The sequence below is a fragment of the Pseudoflavonifractor sp. 60 genome (assembly GCF_009911645.1).
GTDB lineage: Bacteria > Bacillota > Clostridia > Oscillospirales > Oscillospiraceae > Lawsonibacter.
Genome location: NZ_QWKI01000097.1, coordinates 40,949 through 57,324, shown reverse-complemented (window position 1 = coordinate 57,324; position 16,376 = coordinate 40,949). Strand labels below are relative to the sequence as shown.

Annotated in this window: 14 protein-coding genes and 1 other RNA gene; 13 read left to right on the top strand and 2 right to left on the bottom strand. The window is 59.0% G+C overall.

Going from position 1 to position 16,376, the window contains the following annotated elements; translation table 11 throughout:
* Positions 1–135 precede the first annotated feature (135 nt).
* A complete protein-coding gene (locus D1646_RS11370) occupies positions 136–2,217 on the bottom strand; it encodes a HAMP domain-containing sensor histidine kinase (RefSeq protein ID WP_160636563.1) in 2,082 nt (693 codons plus the stop codon).
* 2 nt (positions 2,218–2,219) lie between these two features.
* Positions 2,220–2,912, bottom strand: coding sequence for a response regulator transcription factor (locus tag D1646_RS11365; RefSeq protein WP_160636562.1), 693 nt, complete (start codon positions 2,910–2,912; stop codon positions 2,220–2,222).
* A gap of 290 nt (positions 2,913–3,202) precedes the next feature.
* Here D1646_RS11365 and D1646_RS11360 point away from each other — a divergent pair, with 290 nt between their 5' ends.
* The 13 genes from D1646_RS11360 to D1646_RS23245 all read left to right on the top strand — a co-directional run bounded on the left by D1646_RS11360 (position 3,203) and on the right by D1646_RS23245 (position 16,372).
* A complete protein-coding gene (locus D1646_RS11360; protein ID WP_160636561.1) occupies positions 3,203–4,690 on the top strand; it encodes a leucine-rich repeat domain-containing protein in 1,488 nt (495 codons plus the stop codon).
* Positions 4,691–4,742: 52 nt separating this feature from the next.
* Complete coding sequence (locus tag D1646_RS11355) at positions 4,743–6,110, top strand: MATE family efflux transporter (protein WP_160636560.1); 1,368 nt, start codon at positions 4,743–4,745, stop codon at positions 6,108–6,110.
* A 73-nt stretch (positions 6,111–6,183) separates the two neighbouring features.
* Entirely contained in the window at positions 6,184–6,849 is a 666-nt protein-coding gene (locus D1646_RS11350; protein ID WP_160636559.1) for a thiamine diphosphokinase, read from the top strand.
* Positions 6,850–7,018: 169 nt separating this feature from the next.
* Positions 7,019–7,480 carry an SsrA-binding protein SmpB gene (gene smpB / locus D1646_RS11345; RefSeq protein WP_160636558.1) on the top strand — a complete coding sequence of 154 codons (462 nt, stop codon included), beginning with the start codon at positions 7,019–7,021 and terminating at the stop codon, positions 7,478–7,480.
* The gene (locus D1646_RS11340) at positions 7,480–8,793 is read left to right on the top strand and encodes a hypothetical protein (RefSeq protein ID WP_160636557.1); all 1,314 of its coding nucleotides are present in this window, start codon (positions 7,480–7,482) and stop codon (positions 8,791–8,793) included. The genes smpB and D1646_RS11340 overlap by 1 nt, the downstream gene beginning before the upstream one ends.
* Positions 8,794–8,797: 4 nt before the next feature.
* The gene (locus D1646_RS11335) at positions 8,798–9,325 is read left to right on the top strand and encodes a peptidylprolyl isomerase (RefSeq protein ID WP_160636556.1); all 528 of its coding nucleotides are present in this window, start codon (positions 8,798–8,800) and stop codon (positions 9,323–9,325) included.
* A gap of 291 nt (positions 9,326–9,616) precedes the next feature.
* Positions 9,617–9,962, top strand: a transfer-messenger RNA (tmRNA) gene (gene ssrA / locus D1646_RS11330).
* Between the two features lie 357 nt (positions 9,963–10,319).
* Complete coding sequence (locus D1646_RS11325; protein WP_160636555.1) at positions 10,320–11,045, top strand: hypothetical protein; 726 nt, start codon at positions 10,320–10,322, stop codon at positions 11,043–11,045.
* Between the two features lie 318 nt (positions 11,046–11,363).
* Entirely contained in the window at positions 11,364–11,513 is a 150-nt protein-coding gene (locus D1646_RS11320) for a hypothetical protein (protein WP_243154136.1), read from the top strand.
* Entirely contained in the window at positions 11,510–12,730 is a 1,221-nt protein-coding gene (locus D1646_RS11315; RefSeq protein ID WP_160636554.1) for an antirestriction protein ArdA, read from the top strand. The genes D1646_RS11320 and D1646_RS11315 overlap by 4 nt, the downstream gene beginning before the upstream one ends.
* On the top strand, positions 12,727–13,848 hold the full coding sequence (locus D1646_RS11310; protein WP_160636553.1) for a DUF6329 domain-containing protein: 1,122 nt from the start codon (positions 12,727–12,729) through the stop codon (positions 13,846–13,848). The genes D1646_RS11315 and D1646_RS11310 overlap by 4 nt, the downstream gene beginning before the upstream one ends.
* A complete protein-coding gene (locus tag D1646_RS11305) occupies positions 13,842–14,966 on the top strand; it encodes an antirestriction protein ArdA (RefSeq protein WP_160636552.1) in 1,125 nt (374 codons plus the stop codon). The genes D1646_RS11310 and D1646_RS11305 overlap by 7 nt, the downstream gene beginning before the upstream one ends.
* A gap of 74 nt (positions 14,967–15,040) precedes the next feature.
* Entirely contained in the window at positions 15,041–16,372 is a 1,332-nt protein-coding gene (locus D1646_RS23245) for an LPD28 domain-containing protein (RefSeq protein WP_243154135.1), read from the top strand.
* Positions 16,373–16,376 lie beyond the last annotated feature (4 nt).

Sequence of the window (16,376 nt, the reverse complement as noted above, 5' to 3'; positions counted from 1 at the left end):
TTTTCTTGTCTACATCATCGCCATAAGGCTTTTTTTGAACCACTCGCCTAGCGAGTGGTTTTCTTTATACAAAAAATCGCCCATCCCCGGACGGGATGGGCGAAGGAATCTGCGGCGATTTTGCGCCGGCCCGCCTCACGTCGCCTGAGGTAGGGTCACAATGGCTTTAAACAGGTCTCCGTCCACAGCCAGCTCGAAGAAGCCGCCCTGGAGCTCGGTAAGGGACCGGGCGATGGACAGGCCCAGTCCGGACCCCTCTGTGGAACGGGACTCCTCCCCCCGCACGAACCGCTCCATCAGCCGTTCAGCGGGGACGTTCAGGGGCTCCCGGGAGATGTTCTTCACCTGGAGCGCCACCTGGCCCTTCCCCCGCTCCAAGTCCAAATAGATGCGGGTCCCCTCCATGGCGTACTTGGCGCAGTTGGACAGCAGGTTATCCAACACCCGCCACAGGTGCCGCCCGTCGGCGTAGACCCAGGTCTCCCCCTCGGGCATGGTTGTCACCAGGGTCAGCTTCCGGCCAGCCAGCTTCTCCTCCCACTCCCCCAGGGCTTGGTCGATGAGCTGGGACATACCGATCTTCTCCCGGGTCACCGACAGAACCCCTGTGGACGCCTTGGAGGCCTCCACCAGGTCCTCGGTGAGCTTTTTCAGCCGCTGGGACTTGCGGTCCAGTACCTCGATATAGTCCCGCGCCTTGGGGTCGGTCTGTTCGGTGGACTTGAGGAGGTTGACATAATTGATAATGGAGGTGAGAGGGGTCTTCAGGTCGTGGGAGACATTGGTAATCAGCTCCGCCTTGAAGCGCTCGCTCTTCATCTTCTCGTCCACCGCCCCGGCCAGACCCACCGAAATATTGTTCAGGTCCTCCGCCTGAAGGCGCAGGTCGTAGGGCATCCTGCGGGTGTCGATTTGATACTCCAGGTCGCCTCCGGCAATGGTCTTGGTGCCCTGACGCAGGCGGTAGTAGCCGTAGGTCCACCAGGCTATGAAGCAAACAACCGCCAGTTGAATCACCCAGTAGATCAGCAGAAAGAACCCGTCATAAACTCCCCTGGCAATCAGCCAGAAGGTGAACAGCACATAAATTCCAAAGCCCAGCACCATCTTCCAAGTGAAGGGCAGGCATTGAACAAACTCATGGACGCTCCTGAGCGTCCATGACACCACCCTGCACAGCAGGGTGGTGTTGGCCAGGCAGCGGGCCTTGAGCCGGACCGCCAAAGTCCGCAGCAAAAGGGCGCTGCACCCCACCCCGGCGGCAAAAAGGGCCCCAGTCCCCATCACGCCCAGGTTGAAGAAGGTCTCAAAGTCCTCATTCTGTATGGCGTAGGAGTTGACGGTTCCCCAGTAGAGCTGATCCCCCGCCCAAATGGTGCAGCAGGCCAGCATGACAACAGCGGCGATGGCGGCGGCAGCGTACAGGTCAAAGAAGATCCGATCCTGCCAGCTGAGGACAACGCCCTCCTCTCCCTTTTTGTGTCCGGCGGTCCATAAAATCCAAATCAGCGCAAACAGCATCAGGCCCCCCAGCCAGCAAAAGCCGGTGAGATAGTGGTCGAAGAAGGCCCGGTCGTTCTGCCAGGCGGCCCGGATTATGGTGAACTCGTCATGGACAAAAACGCTGCCTGTGTTAATCTCCTCCGGGACCCCGTACTCCAGCACCACCTTGACGGCTTCGGCGCTCTCCCCCTCCACCTTCGGCGCGACAGGCGTTATGTCAGCTTCGGCATACGGGTCCTCATAGTAAACATACGACTCCCCCTCGCGGAGCTCAAAGGAGAAGTAGTGTACCGTCTGCACCACACCGGAAAGTGTTTCATCCTCCCTCAGGTTGGTGCCCAGAAGAGTCTGCCCGTTGTCGGTGAGTACCCGGAAGCGGAACCAGGTGTTGTCCCGGGAAAAGCGCTCCTCCACTGCGGCCCGCTGTTCCCGAAGGTACTCCGCATCGGCGTAGGCCAGAGGGCCGGCCCTTCCAGCCTCCATCTGCTGCTCCAGCAGTTCCAGCTCCTGGGACAGGTGTATTCCCTCCACCAGCTCCAGCCGGCGGTTTTCCACCGCGTTTTGGTACCGGACGCTGTCCTGCCAGCTGTCACTGACCACCGATCGGAAGCTGACTCGTGCCTGTACTCCGAACAACCCCGTCCCAAAGGCAGCGGCCAGGAGCACCACCCAGACGCAGACCTTGGCGGCCAGACTGTTTTGCAGCTTCTTCACAGCTAAGCCCCCTTCTCGATCTTATAGCCCAGGCCCCAGACCACCTTTAAATACCGGGGCTCGGCGGGGTTGATCTCAATCTTCTCCCGCAGGTGGCGGATGTGGACGGCCACCGTGTTCTCCGAGCCGTAGGCCGGGTCGTTCCACACCTGCTCATAGATCTGGGCGGAGGAGAACACCTGACCCGGATGGGACAGCAGCAGCTTCAGGATGTTGTACTCGATGGGGGTCAGGGAGATGGGCTCCCCGTCCACGGTGACCACCTTGGCCCCGTCGTCCATAGAGATGGGGCCGGCAGTAATCAGGCCCGGCCCCTTCTCCGCACCCCCCAGGGCAGTGTACCGCCGCAGCTGGCTCTTCACCCGGGCGATCACCTCCAGAGGATTGAAGGGCTTGGTAATGTAGTCGTCCGCCCCAATGTTCAGACCCAGAATTTTGTCCGTGTCTTCGCTTTTGGCGGTGAGCAGGATGATGGGCACATTGCTCCCCTCCCGCAGCTTGGCGGTGGCCCGGATCCCGTCCAGCTCCGGCATCATAATGTCCATCAGGATCAGGTGGATCTCGTGGCTCTCCGCCGCCCGAAGGGCCTCCCTGCCGTTGTAGGCCTTGAGGGTCTGGTAGCCCTCGCTGGTGAGGTAGATATCCAGCGCGGACACGATATCTCTGTCATCGTCGCAGATCAAAATAGTGTACATTGGCCGCTCCTCCCCTGTTTCTCTCCCAGTTTCATTCAGCCGGGCACTGTGTTTCTGGGATATAGGATAGCACAGACAGTTTAAATCGCAAGGGGGAAAATATTAAGAACCGCTTAATTTTTACGGGAGAACCCCAAATTTCTCCTCCCAATGGGAGAGAAGCGGGAAAATCCTGGCTTGCGCGGCGGAGCGGGCTGTGATATACTAAAATATTAGAGAAAACAGCACAGGGGAGGCGGACAGCTTCCCTGTTTTGTCGTGGATTTCTAAAAGAGAGGAGCGAAATACATATGGATAAGGCCCAGTTGCAGCTGACACAGGAAAAGCTGATGTTAAAGGCGAAGCTGTCCCCCAAGCTGCTCCGGCTGGACGAACCGGTAGACCCGGATTGGCTGGAGGCATTCGAGGCGGAGCGGAACATCGACCTGCCCTGGGACTACCGGGAGATTATTCTGAACTATGGGGACGGCGGCTATGTGCCCGACGTGCTGAGCAAGCGGTATTGGCGGCCCCTGGAGGAGATGGCGGAGATCGCGGGCCCTCTGGACGCACTCTTTCTGCCAACTGCGGCGGAGGACGTGACCAGGCTGCCCGGCCAGCTGCCCCTGATGGGCCACAAGGACCTGTGCTGGTCGCTGATCACCGCCGGCCCCTGGAAGGGGGAGGTGTGGACGCTGGGGCACTTCGGCGTGCTCCGGGCCCCGGCGTGCAGCTTCGCCCAATGGCTGGAGCTGGTGCTGGACGGGACTTTGGAGCCCTACCTCACCTACTGCCTCACCGGGGCCCAGGGGCGGCAGGCCTGGGTCCGCCCCCTGCCTGACTTGGGGAATGCAGCCCCCATCTGGGCGCCGGGGGAGGACCCGGTCCAGCGGTGCGCCCGCTGGCTGGAGGACAACCGCTTTGTCCACCAGGGCCCCAGCAGCAGCTGGAGCGACTATCTGCGGGGGCAGATCAGCCACACCCTCCACCCCCTGCCCCAGGAGCGGGACCGGCAGCTGGCTATCCGCCGGGAGGCCCAGAAGCTGCCGGACTGGCAGTGGGACACCGAGTGGACCAAAAAGTGGGCCCGCATCGGCCAGCTGATCCAGGTCATCCGGGCGGCGGAGGAACAGGGAGAGGCGTGGGCCGCCCAGGGCCCGGAGGAGGAGCTGTACCGTCAGGCGGCGGAGCTGCTCCACGCCAAGCGCTTTCAGGCCCGTGGGGAGGGGGTCCGGGACCTGTCATTCCTGGAGGGTCTGGCCCGGCTGAAGGAGCTGGACCTGTGGGACAACGACATCGAGGACCTGTCCCCTCTGGCCACCCTCACCGGCCTGCGGGAGCTGAGCCTGCCCTACAACCTGATTTCCGACCTGTCCCCCCTAGCAGGACTGGACAAGCTGGTGCAGCTGAAGGTCTACGGCAACCAAATCACCAGCCTGGAGCCCCTGCGGGGACTGACCAATTTGAACGTGCTGAACCTGCGGGGCAATCCCCTGGAGCCGGGGACCCTGGCCTGTCTGCGCAAGTGCAGGCGGCTGGGGATGCTGGACCTGGCCGGCACCGGCCTGGAGGACATCTCTGACCTGGAGTTCTGCCGGGCCTGGAATCTGGACTTGTACGACAATCCGGACCTCACCGGACTGGAGGTCATCTCCACCATGAAGAAGCTGAGCTGCCTCTATCTGGACACGGCCATTGCCCAGCGGTACGATATCCCCGCCCTGGCCCCTCAGCTCACCCAGCACGTGGAGCTGGGCGGCCTCTCCCTCTATGTCTGGCCGGAGAAGTATTTCGATTGAGCAGTCTCGAAGGGAAACGAGATCCTATCATAAAAAAGGGGGATACACCGCTATGCCGCACCTTCCCAACAGACACCAGGCACACCCGGACCAGCGCACCAAAATGCTGGAAACTCCCGTTGACAAGCTGATTCTCACCCTGGCGGCCCCCACCATCGTCAGTATGCTGGTGACCTCCATCTACAACATGGCGGACACCTACTTTGTCTCCCAGCTGAACACCAGCGCCTCGGGGGCGGTGGGGGTGGTGTTTTCATTGATGGCCATCATCCAGGCGGTGGGCTTCACCGTGGGTATGGGCTCAGGGTCCATCGCCTCCCGGCTGTTGGGTCAGGACAGAGGGGAGGAGGCCAACACCTATGCCTCCTCCGGTGTGGCGGCCGCCCTGGTGGTGGGAGCGCTTATGGCGGGCACAGGGCTGGCTCTGCGGGAACAGCTGATATGGCTATTGGGCAGCACCGCCACGATCCACCCCTATGCCATGGACTACGCCTTATACATCATCCTGGGCGCACCGGTGATGATCCTGTCCTTCACCCTGAACAATCTGCTGCGCTGGCAGGGGAAGGCCAATCTGTCCGTTTTCGGCCTGGCCACCGGCGGCATTCTGAACATGGTGCTGGACCCCATCTTTATCTACCTGCTGGATATGGGCATCGCCGGGGCGGGGGCGGCAACTCTGCTCAGCCAGTGTGTCAGCCTTTGTATTTTGACCTCCTTCTTTCTGCTGAATAAAAGTGATTTGAAGGTGACGCCGGGAAAGATCTCCCGCTCCCCCGGGATATATTTGGCTATTTTAAAGCAGGGAATGCCCTCCTTCTTCCGCCAAGGTGTTCTGTCCGCCGCCACCATGGCCCTGAACTACAACGCTAAAATTTACGGTGACGCGGCGGTGGCCGCCCTGTCCATCGTAACCAAGGTGTTTATGGTGATCCAGTCCATTGTGATTGGCTTCGGCCAGGGCTTCCAGCCGGTGCTGGGCTACAACTATGGGGCGAAGCGGCTGGACCGGGTCAAGGAGGCGGTGAGCTTTTCGGTAAAGACCTGTACCGTCATCCTCACGGTGGGAGCGGTTGTGGGCTTCTTTCTGGCCCCCCACATCATCGCCCAGTTCCGCCGGGATGACGCCATGGTGATTGCCATCGGGACCCGGGCTTTCCGCTATCAGTGCCTCACCCTGCCCCTGGGGGCGGTGCTGGTCTTTGCCAATATGTTCTTCCAGTCCCTGGGGAAATCCTGGCGGGCGGTGGTGCTGGCCGTCTGCCGACAGGGGCTGTATATCCCGCTGGTCTACATCATGTCGGCCCGGCTGGGCCTGTCAGGGCTGGAGATGACCCAGGCCTGCGCCGATGTGCTGTCCTTTGTTCTGTCCGCATCGGTGATTGTCCACTACTTTAAAACGGAGTTCGGGCGGGAATAGGGCGGGTTTTCGTCTTGCAACACCGCCCAGAATTTGGTATGATAGAGAGGTACATTTTTTGGGAGATGATGGTATGCAGCAAGGTATCTGCTATATTGTAGGGGCTATGTCCCTCACCCCCGACCTGCGGCCCTGCCCCCGCCGAGAGGACTATGTGATCGCCGCCGACCGGGGCTTTGACTCTCTGATGGCCTACGGCGTAAATCCCAACCTGGCAGTGGGAGACTTCGACTCCCTGGGCCACCGGCCCAACCACGCCAACGTCATCCAGCTGCCCACCGAGAAGGACGACACTGATATGGTCTTCGCCCTGCGCAAGGGGCTGGAGCTGGACTACCGCCGGTTTATCCTGCTGGGAGGCGTGGGCGGACGGCTGGAACACACCCTGGGCAACCTCCAGCTTTTGGACTGGCTGACCCTCCGCGGGGCCCAGGGCTTCCTGGCGGGGGAGAAAACGGCGGCCACCTGTATCCGGGACGGCCAGCGCCTCACCTTCCCCCCCTCCATGTCCGGCTACCTCTCCGTGTTCTGCAACAGCGGCAGGGCGGAGGGGGTCTCTCTGGCAGGGCTGAAGTTTCCGCTGGACCATGACACCCTTACCAGCAACTTCCCCCTGGGGGTGAGCAACCAGTTCCTGGGAGAGAGCGCCGTTGTCTCGGTGGAGAAGGGCAGTCTGCTGCTGCTGTGGGAGGACAAGGGGGATTTCTACTCCTGTCTGCCCAGGCTGTGGGCACAATAGGTCCCGCTCCTCCTCACGGTCTGGCCCGAAGCGGAGAGAAACGATTGATCTCCATGAGACAGGCATAATAGCTGGAGCTATAACTCAGGGGAAGCGGCAACTTTTCCCTTGCCTTTTTAACCCTAATGTGGTATAGTAATCTGACTTTTCCCGGGAGGAGGTGTCCGCTGTGGGCGAGGCGGTAAAAATTGTCGCCAAAAACAACAAGGCCTATCACGACTATTTCATTGAGGAGAAGTACGAGACCGGCATTGAACTGGCGGGTACCGAGGTGAAATCCATTCGCCTGGGCAACGTCAATCTGAAGGACTCCTTCTGCCTTATCAAGGACGGGGAGATTTCCGTCCTGGGGATGCACATCAGCCCCTATGAGAAGGGGAACATCTTTAACAAGGACCCCCGGCGCCCCCGGCGGCTGCTGATGCACAAGCGGGAGATCATGCGGCTGTTTGGGCGCATCAAACAGGACGGCTATTCCCTGATCCCCCTGGCCGTCTACTTCAAGGGCCCCCGGGTCAAGCTGGAGATCGGCCTGGCCAAGGGCAAGAAGCTCTATGACAAACGGGAGTCCGCCGCCCGCCGGGACGCTAAGCGGGAGATTGACCGGGCTATGAAGACCCGGAACCGGTAATGTCCCGCCTTTGGACCGCCTTTGCCGCCCTGCGGGGCATCCTGGGCGGGCTGCTGGGGGCCTGGCTGACGGCCCGGCTGTGGCTGTGGACCACCTGGAGTCTGGACTTTCTGGGTAGCTGCGCCATCCTGATCCTGCTGTTGGCCGGGGGTGCCGCCTGTCTGGGCTACTGGCTGCTGCGGGGTCTGCGGAACGGGCGGTTTGCCAGGTGGACCACCTGCCTCTGCACCGTTTTGGGAGCCGGCGCGGCGGTCGTTCAGGAATTGGGCGGTCAGTACGCTCTGGCGCTGGCAGTGGGGCTTGCCGCGGTGCCCTCCGCGGTCCTGTGTCAAAATACCCTGCTGCGGTACTCCGACCCCATCTGGTACGCCAATCCCAAACGGACCGCCTGTGTCCGGGCCGGCAACAGTCTCTACAACTGCCGCCTCTATGACGCCGATCAGCCCCCTCTGCCCCCCTCCTTTCAGGTGGGCGGAACCGGTATGCTGATCCATGTCAGCGGTATGACCATCCGCGTGGAGCACTTTTTCCGCAAGGGCTACACCTTTTCCGTAGACGAGGTGAAGGGGGTCATCGTGGGACCGCCCAACGGCAGCAACGTCCTCTACGACCGGGAATTTCGGGCGCTGGCAAAATTCGGCGCCTCCCAGCCCAACGGCCGCCTGTTTGTCCAGTACCTGGAGCACTGGGAAATTCCCTTTTATGATTACCGCAACAGCGTTCCGCTTATCCCGGAACAGAAGCAGGAGGCGGCTGTGGAGACGCCGCCCACCCCTGCTCCAGCGCCGGAATCCGCGCAGGCGCCCCCGCTGTACAGGCCGGACTCCTCTCTGCCCAACTACTTCTCCCTCCCCCTGCGTCTCCCCGCGCCCACCGCCTCTATCTGCATCATCGTGGCGGGATTCATCCTGAGCTTCACCGCCTTTGCGGCCATTCCGGTTTTGGTGGGAACCTTTGCCGCCCCAAGTCAGGTGAGCTTTCTGATGACCTATGTGTGGGGCCCCGTCTCTCTAGTCTTGATAGTGGGCCCCATTGCGGTGCTGACCCTCACCGGGCGTCTGCTTCCCGCTGAGCTGGAGGTGGACGACGGGCGGATATACCAGCTGGGCTTTTTCCTGAACCGGCGGGAGTTGACCGGGCAGATTGCCGCCTTTCGCCAGGACCGCTCCGACAACTGCTGGGTCCTTCTGGACCATAGAAACAGACCTATCGTCAAGTTCAGCGGAGACACCTTGGAGGCCTCCATGCTGCTGAAATATCTGAGAGAGCAAAATATCCCTTGGCTCCGCGACGAGAGCCAGGAAAGGAATTGATCTTATGTCTGACAAGAAAAATCCCATTGTCACCATTGAAATGGAGAACGGCTCCGTGATGAAAGCGGAGCTCTACCCCGAGACCGCCCCCAACAGCGTGAATAACTTTATCTCCCTGATTCAAAAGGGTTTCTACGACGGTCTAATTTTCCACCGCTGCATCCCCGGCTTTATGATCCAGGGCGGCTGTCCCCAGGGCACCGGCACCGGCGGCCCGGGGTACTCCATCAAAGGAGAATTTACCGAAAACGGCTTCCAGAATGACCTGATCCACCAGCGGGGCGTGCTGTCCATGGCCCGGGCAATGGACCCTAACTCCGCCGGGAGCCAGTTCTTCATCATGGTGGATCAAGCCCCCCACCTGGACGGCAGCTACGCTGCCTTTGGTAAGGTGATTGTGGGCATGGAGACCGCTGACGCCATTGTCTCCGCCAAAACCGACTGGAACGACTGCCCCCGCCAGAAACAGATGATGAAGAAGGTCACCGTGGATACCTTCGGCGTGGAGTACCCTGAACCGGAAAAAATCTGATCTCTCACCCGCTCTGACTCACAGGGCGGGTTTTTCTGTACCACTCGTGTTTTTTGTGGAAACGGAGTAAACCCGCCTTATACCCTGAACATTTAGGGTTGAACTGCTTTGTCTGCGGCAACGGTGTGGACACTCCCTACAAGCCCGACCCTTCTCGCCGCTGACTGCTTTGAGAATATGACCCGCTAAACAGCAAGGGGCAGCTCCACGCCGCTCCCTGAAAATTGTTACCAAATCGTAACACAATTCGACCGCCGCTTGTGATATACTATAAGTCCCAAGCGGTTGCATGGGGGCGTACCGGTTTCGACGGGGGTATAGAAGCAGGAATAGCGAGCGGATGCGCCTAACATCCTAAAAATGGGCACTTATAAATTAAAGAACGATAACGATTACGTTCTCGCCGCTGCTTAATGCGGCCGTCCTGCCCGGAAGGACCACGAGCCGGGTCTGGGCGTAGCCTTAGTGGTGCCCGTGCGTTCGGAAAGAGTTGACCGTTCCACGCATTATGACTCTACCAAGCTCAATAGTGTGACGACCCACGCTTGAGTGAGGGAATGTAAATGATCGTCTGCGCTCGGAGAAGTTTCTGTGGAAGTGCTTTCGGACGGGAGTTCAACTCTCCCCGCCTCCACCAGAAAAAGAGGTCAAAAAAGATTTTCGGTGAAAAAACCGAGAGATTTCAAGACCTCAGAGGCCCTTGGATAGTGAAAATCCAAGGGCCTCAAAATTTAGATTTTTCCCCACCTCCTATTCACTCAGGCAGGACTTAAACCTGCGGCACAACAGTTTCAAATAGGGCGCTACGATTTTGAGCGCCTGTATTGAGCGTCGATCCGTCAGTTCTAAAGGAATTGACAGACCGGCGCTTTTTGTTTTTCCAGGAAAACACAATACTCCCAGCGCCTGTTTTCAAAACAGGCAAAATCAAAAAGGGCCCCAGACTTTTCAGCGCAAAAAGTTGCCATTATATTAGAAAGCAAGGAGGATCAAAATGAACGCAGAAGAAAAAAACAGATACTTCCAAGAACTAACCCTGAACCTCCAGCACGAGGGCTTTGCCGTAAAACCGGAAACGGAGGAGGGCCTCCTGCCAATAGAGCTGGACGGACAGCGTCTCTGTCTCGCGCTGGATACCGGCTCGGTGAGGTACTGGCGGGAGGATACGGCGGATGATCACAGGAGCGCCGCTCTGGACAAAGCAATCTCTATCACCAAAACCACTGCCGAGTACATGTGCCAGATGGAGACGGCGCCCCAGCTGACAGCCAGCGGCCTGACGGGAGACTACAGGCTGCTGGCGGATTTCAACGATGTGGTTCTGGCGGGCCACCCCACCAGGTACGGCGTCCAGTTTGCTACCTGGGAACGTGTGCGGGAGCGCACTGGCCTGAACGCGGGGAACTTCTACGGACCTCCCGGCGGTGTGGACAGTTACACCGCGGCCAAGCGCGACTTCGCTACCCGCTCCGGCCTCATCCCCCACGTTGTCCTTTTTACTCCCGAACAACTTACAGAAGTCTATCGCAGTATCCATGAAACATTGGAAAACTTCAGCATTACCAGTGAACGGCAGGAGCATCTGAGCTCTGCGGCGGAACAAATAGAGCGCACTATCCCTGATTTGGAGGATCGAGTTGACATTTCCTTGCAAAAAGAGGAAGAATTTTGTGACTCACTCGATCCTGAACAAAGCGGTTATACATTTTTTATAGAATAACAACCCCACAGATGAACGATGGAAATGCCCGGAATCCACCGTGGGACCAATCGAACGCAGCGTCCCGGATCTGGAGGCGCTGGCAGAGGCGTCCAACCAAAAAGAGTTGGAGTTTGCGGCTATAGAGCCCCCGTGAGAGGGCGGGATGCAGTTAAGTTAAAACCCAATATTTGTACCAGATAAGGCCGTTTCCCTGAAAAAAGGGCAGCGCCTTTTTTCGTTTTGTCCTCTTTTCAGGGATTGGAAATACCAAAACAGGAGGACAGAAGAATATGGCACGATATTTCATGGGCGATACCCGCCTGGCGGGGTGAGCGGATGATGATGGACCCGTCCAGATCGCCGTCTACCCGCATTGACACCCGGAAAAAGAGGCCCCAGAAGAAGCTGCCCTGCAACCGGCCCACCAAGCCGAGGCAGCGTGAGTGGGAGATGAAAGAGGGCTTTGAGGAGGGCGGCGGCGTATGAGTTATGTGATCCAAGCGGTTTTGAGCAACCCCCGACGTCCGGAATGCGATCAGATCACTATCCCCTTTCCCATTCCCGTTGACCAGTACGATAAGACCATTGAGATGCTCCAGGCAATTGACCTGGGCTTTTCCGTCAACCGGGACTGCACTGTGGATGAAGTAAACAGCCGGTACAGCGTGCTGAACACCCTGGTGGGTACGCTGGTCAATATCGATCAGCTGGACTACCTGGCGAAACGGCTGGACGGCTTCTGCGCCGGCGAGGTCAGTCAGTTCCAGGCTATGGCTCACAAGCTGGGGCTGTCCGAAATCAAGGACTTTATTAACCTGACGTACTGTTGTCAACAGACAACGGTTATCACGGATTTCTCTGATTTGGAGCAGATCGGGAAAGACCACACAATGACACTGAACGGCGGCGCAATGCCGATAGACCAATACCAGGCAGTGAATGGCAAAGAAGCCGCCCTCCAGCTGATTAACGGCGGTAGAGGAGTCATCACCCCTTACGGTGTGGCCTACGACAACGGCATGAAGCTGGAACCGGTCTACAACGGACACCAGTTCCCCTCATATCTATACGATCACAGCCTGCTGGTGTTGGAGATCACGCCAAAACGGGGTCTTGTGGAGGGGAGCAATCCGGAATATCTGTACCTTCCCGCTTCGGAACACCAGATCGAGCGGACGCTGCTCCGTGTCGGCGTCACCACACTGCACGATGCTAAGATGCGCATCGACTGGGACGAGTTGCCGGAAAAAGTTGTGAATGCGCTGGAACTGGACCACCTGAGCGGCAGCGATCTCCCGGCCCTAAACCGGATGTGCCAGGCTATCGAGCCGCTGAAGGAGGCGGATATGGAGAAGCTGAATGCGGTAGTGCTGTTTGCGGAGGCTGGAGACATGATGGCCGTCCGCCAGCTGGCGGAAAACCTGGACCTGTTTGACTTTGTCCCCGGCCTCCAAACCCCGGAGGAATACGGCAGGCACATGATCCGGGAGTCCGGTCATTTCGACTACGACGAAAACCTGGAGGGCTTCTACGACTACCGCCGCTACGGTGAACAGCAGCTCCGGCAGGAAGGCGGGCAGTTCAACGAATGCGGCTATGTGGTGTACCAGGGCACAATGCCGCTGGAGGAGCTGATGATGGAGGACCCCGCAGAGAAGCATCAGCGGGAACAGGGACTCCGGATGGGAGGGGTGGCGCAATGATTCTTTACCTGGAGTGCCGGAGTTACGGTATTGCGCTCGATATCCCCACTACCCGTGATGAGGCGGCAAGCACGATCTTTAGCCTGATCGCAGGCTTTGAGGATGAGCCTGCGGAAATCAGCATCAGCGGTGTGAACAGCCCCATCCCCAACCTCTATCCGTATGTCCAGCACGCCGATCTGGAGAGCGGGGCTGACATTGAGAAGCTGAACACCCTGGACGCCAGAATCAACGGTATGACACAGGAGGAACAGCGCCTCTTTTCCGGGGCGCTGGAACTGGAATGTACCGGCGATCTGGACTTTGCGGTTCATGTCGCAAACAGCCTGGACCGTTATGAGATATTCCCTAAAATTAAGACAGACGAGGATCTGGGCCGCTTTCTGGTGGACACGGCGTTCATGACCGGAAAATTCTCCTTCCCCGATGAGGCCCGGCCTTACTTGGATTACAGTAAGATCGGCGCGGAGCAGCGGGATGCCCTTGGAGGGATATACACGCCCCATGGCCTTGTCAAACGCCGTGAGGAATCGCCAGTGCAGGAGGAGACGCCAAAAGCCATGCTTTTGACACTCACAGCCTCAGAACAGAGTTATCCCCTTGTCCTCCCCGCCTCCGAGAAGCAGCTGGGACAGGCAAAGGAGTCCCTGAGAATCGAGGACTTTGCTCAAGCGGTGATCGCCAGCGCCGAATATACAGCGCCCTATTTGAACCGGCTGATCCCTATGGACAGTATCACTGTAGAGGACGCCAATGAGATGGCTCTCTGTCTCCAGCGCCTTAAAAAAGACGGCGAGATCATAAAATACTGCGCCGCTCTGGAGGTGGAAGAACCGTCCACCTTCACCGAGGCCCTTGATATGGCCATCGACATCGACGACTATGAGCTGATCTCCGACAGCGAACGGGAGTATGGCCGTCAGGCCCTGCGCCGCATGGGTGCAAACGACGAAGTTCTGGAGGCCATAGAAGGCTGCACTGATTTTGACCGGCTGGGCAGTGAGATGATGGATGAGGACGGCGTTCGGCAAACCGGGTTCGGTCTGGTGCGCCGGCTGAGTAAGCCCTTTCCTCCTGCGCAAGAGCCGGACCAGCAGATGGGAGGTCTATCATGTTAAAGCTGAATATATCCAGCGGCAGGGTACTTGAACAGTTGAAACTGCCGGTGCCGCCGGATGAATTCAAACGGAAAGTTGATGAAATTCGTGCGGCGGGCCAACCCAATATCGCACCCACGGTATTGAACGCTGACAGTTCCGTCCCCGCACTCAACTGGCATCTCCAGCAAACCAGGCTGGACAGCGATTCCACGCTCCAGAAGCTGAACCAGCTGGCGGAGACAATAGACGGGATGAACGCGGCGGAACACTACCATCTGTCCAAGTCTCTGAACCCGGAGTCTCAACAGAGTCTGGACGATGTGCTTCGGATCGCCGCCCATATCAAACCGGCCAGCCTGGATTGCTACGAGGTCATTCCAGGTGTGACCTCCCACCAGGAGCTGGGCAGATGGCTGGTGGAGCATGACCGTCTGGAGGATAAGGTACCGGAGACTCTGCGGCCCTACCTGGACTATCGCTCCATCGGCATCGACTACTGTAACAGCCATGAGGGAGAGTTCCTGGCCGACAGCTACACCGGGATTCAGTCAGGCGCTATGGAGCAGGTCTTGGAAGAGCAGGGCGTCCTCCGCCTGACGCTTTCCACAGCAAAGGGTACATTTCCCCTCAGCTTTCCCGCCTCGGACGAGCGGCTGGAGCAGGCAAAAAGGGCGCTGGACGTGGAGGACTTCGCCCAGGCCGAAATCACCGCCGTCAAGTTCTCCTCTCCGTATCTGGACGGCCTCCTCCCGCTGGATACAATCACTGTGGAAGACGCCAATACGCTGGCGCTGTGCCTTCAGGAGATGGAGCAGGAGGACGGGGAACTGATGAAGTTCTGCGCTGTTCTGGAGGTGGAACAGCCGGGTGCCTTCACGGAAGCCGTCAGCATCGCCATGGACCGGGATGACTACGAGCGGGTCCCGGAGGATATGGATGAGTACGGGAAGCAGGTACTCCGCCGCACTGGGGCTGACGATGAAGTCATTGATACCATCGACGGGTATATGGATTTTTCCCGTCTGGGCGAGGACTCCATGGCAGAGGACGGCGTCCGGCGGACGGAGTTCGGTCTGGCGCGCCGTCTGAGCAAGCCTTTCCCTCCCGCACCGGAGATTGGGCAGGCGATGATGTAAAAAGTTTTTGTAGACTTTCGCCGGGAGTTGTGGTATCTATTGTTGCTGACCAAAAACGAAAGGGAGTGAAACCGTTGCAAATCAATATTTACAAGGACAAAATGCTGGGCGCCCGCCTGTTCGGGGCCTCAGTGCTGTTCAGTGCCACGCCCATCCCCCGCGAGGATGTACCCCAGGGCTGGTACTGCTACGACTTGCGGGGTACAGTCCGGCATCCGGACGAACCCCACGCACTGGTGGATATGGCGGAGGAAAACCATACCGGTTCGATCCTCTCCTATCTGCCGCTGAAAAAAGCCCATTCCCAGTTCCGGCTGGTCAAGGATATGTTCCAGATGACCGGTACAAATCCCTGCTTGGCGGAGTTCTGTGCTGAGGAAAAGATCCGCTGCCCTGAAACGCCTGTCCGCCATCAGCTGTGCCCCGCATCCCCCGAGGATGCGGGGCTTTTTTATGCTCAGACGCCGGAGAAGGATGAGGAGCTGGGGGCCATCGGCCATGTCCGCATCGACTTCGGACACAAGGGACGCGAGGGTTTCTACCATACCTGGTGGCCCAGAGGCCCCGAAGAGCTGAACACCCAGGAGTTCCGGGATGAGCTGGACAAGGTGGTGAACGATCTTCGCAAGGGAGTCCTGAAAGACCTCCCCTCCATGCGGCGGTACTGCTATGGCAGTAAGGGCGCCATTGCCGGCGGCTCCTGCTGCCAGAACTACGGCTTCACGCTGGAGACGGGACGGTATCTCTACCGCCTGCGTTGCAATCCCATAGAGGGCGACTATCAGTGCTATCTCAGCTGCTTCGACAAGCAGGCCCAGCAGATGGGTCTGACGGAAAAAGGACTCCAGGCGCTCAGAGACGCCGCCGATCCCACACTCCCCCATAGCTATGAGTGGTATGTGATCGAACACATCAACACGCCTGAGCGGCAAGTGACCCACCAGCTCCCGCTGGAGGGGGCCATGCAGTTATACGCCGGTCTTGACTGCGAGGACAAGCGGCTGGGGGTCACCAAGGACGGCATCGCCGCGGTGGATCTGGCCATCCATTGGGATGGCCGGGAGTGGCTGTCAGAGGACCGGCTGAGGATGGACGAATTCAAGGATGACCCGGTGGTGGCGGAGGCTGCCGCCCATCTCCGGCAGGTACTGGACGAAAGCCCGGCTGTCGGGCGGGTCACCTTCGCCAGTGGGGAACGGTGGAACTATACCGATCCGCAGAAGTACCTCCAGACTGTCCGTGAGGAACTGCCCTGCCACGCCGCCACCGGCTTCCGCTGTGAAACCCTGACCGATGACCCGGAGGTCCGCAAAGCCGTGGACGATATGCTCTGCGACCTGTATGGTGAGGAGAATCCCCGCCAGATCGAGGACTACGGTGGTACCGGCATGACGATGGGGGTATAGGCTG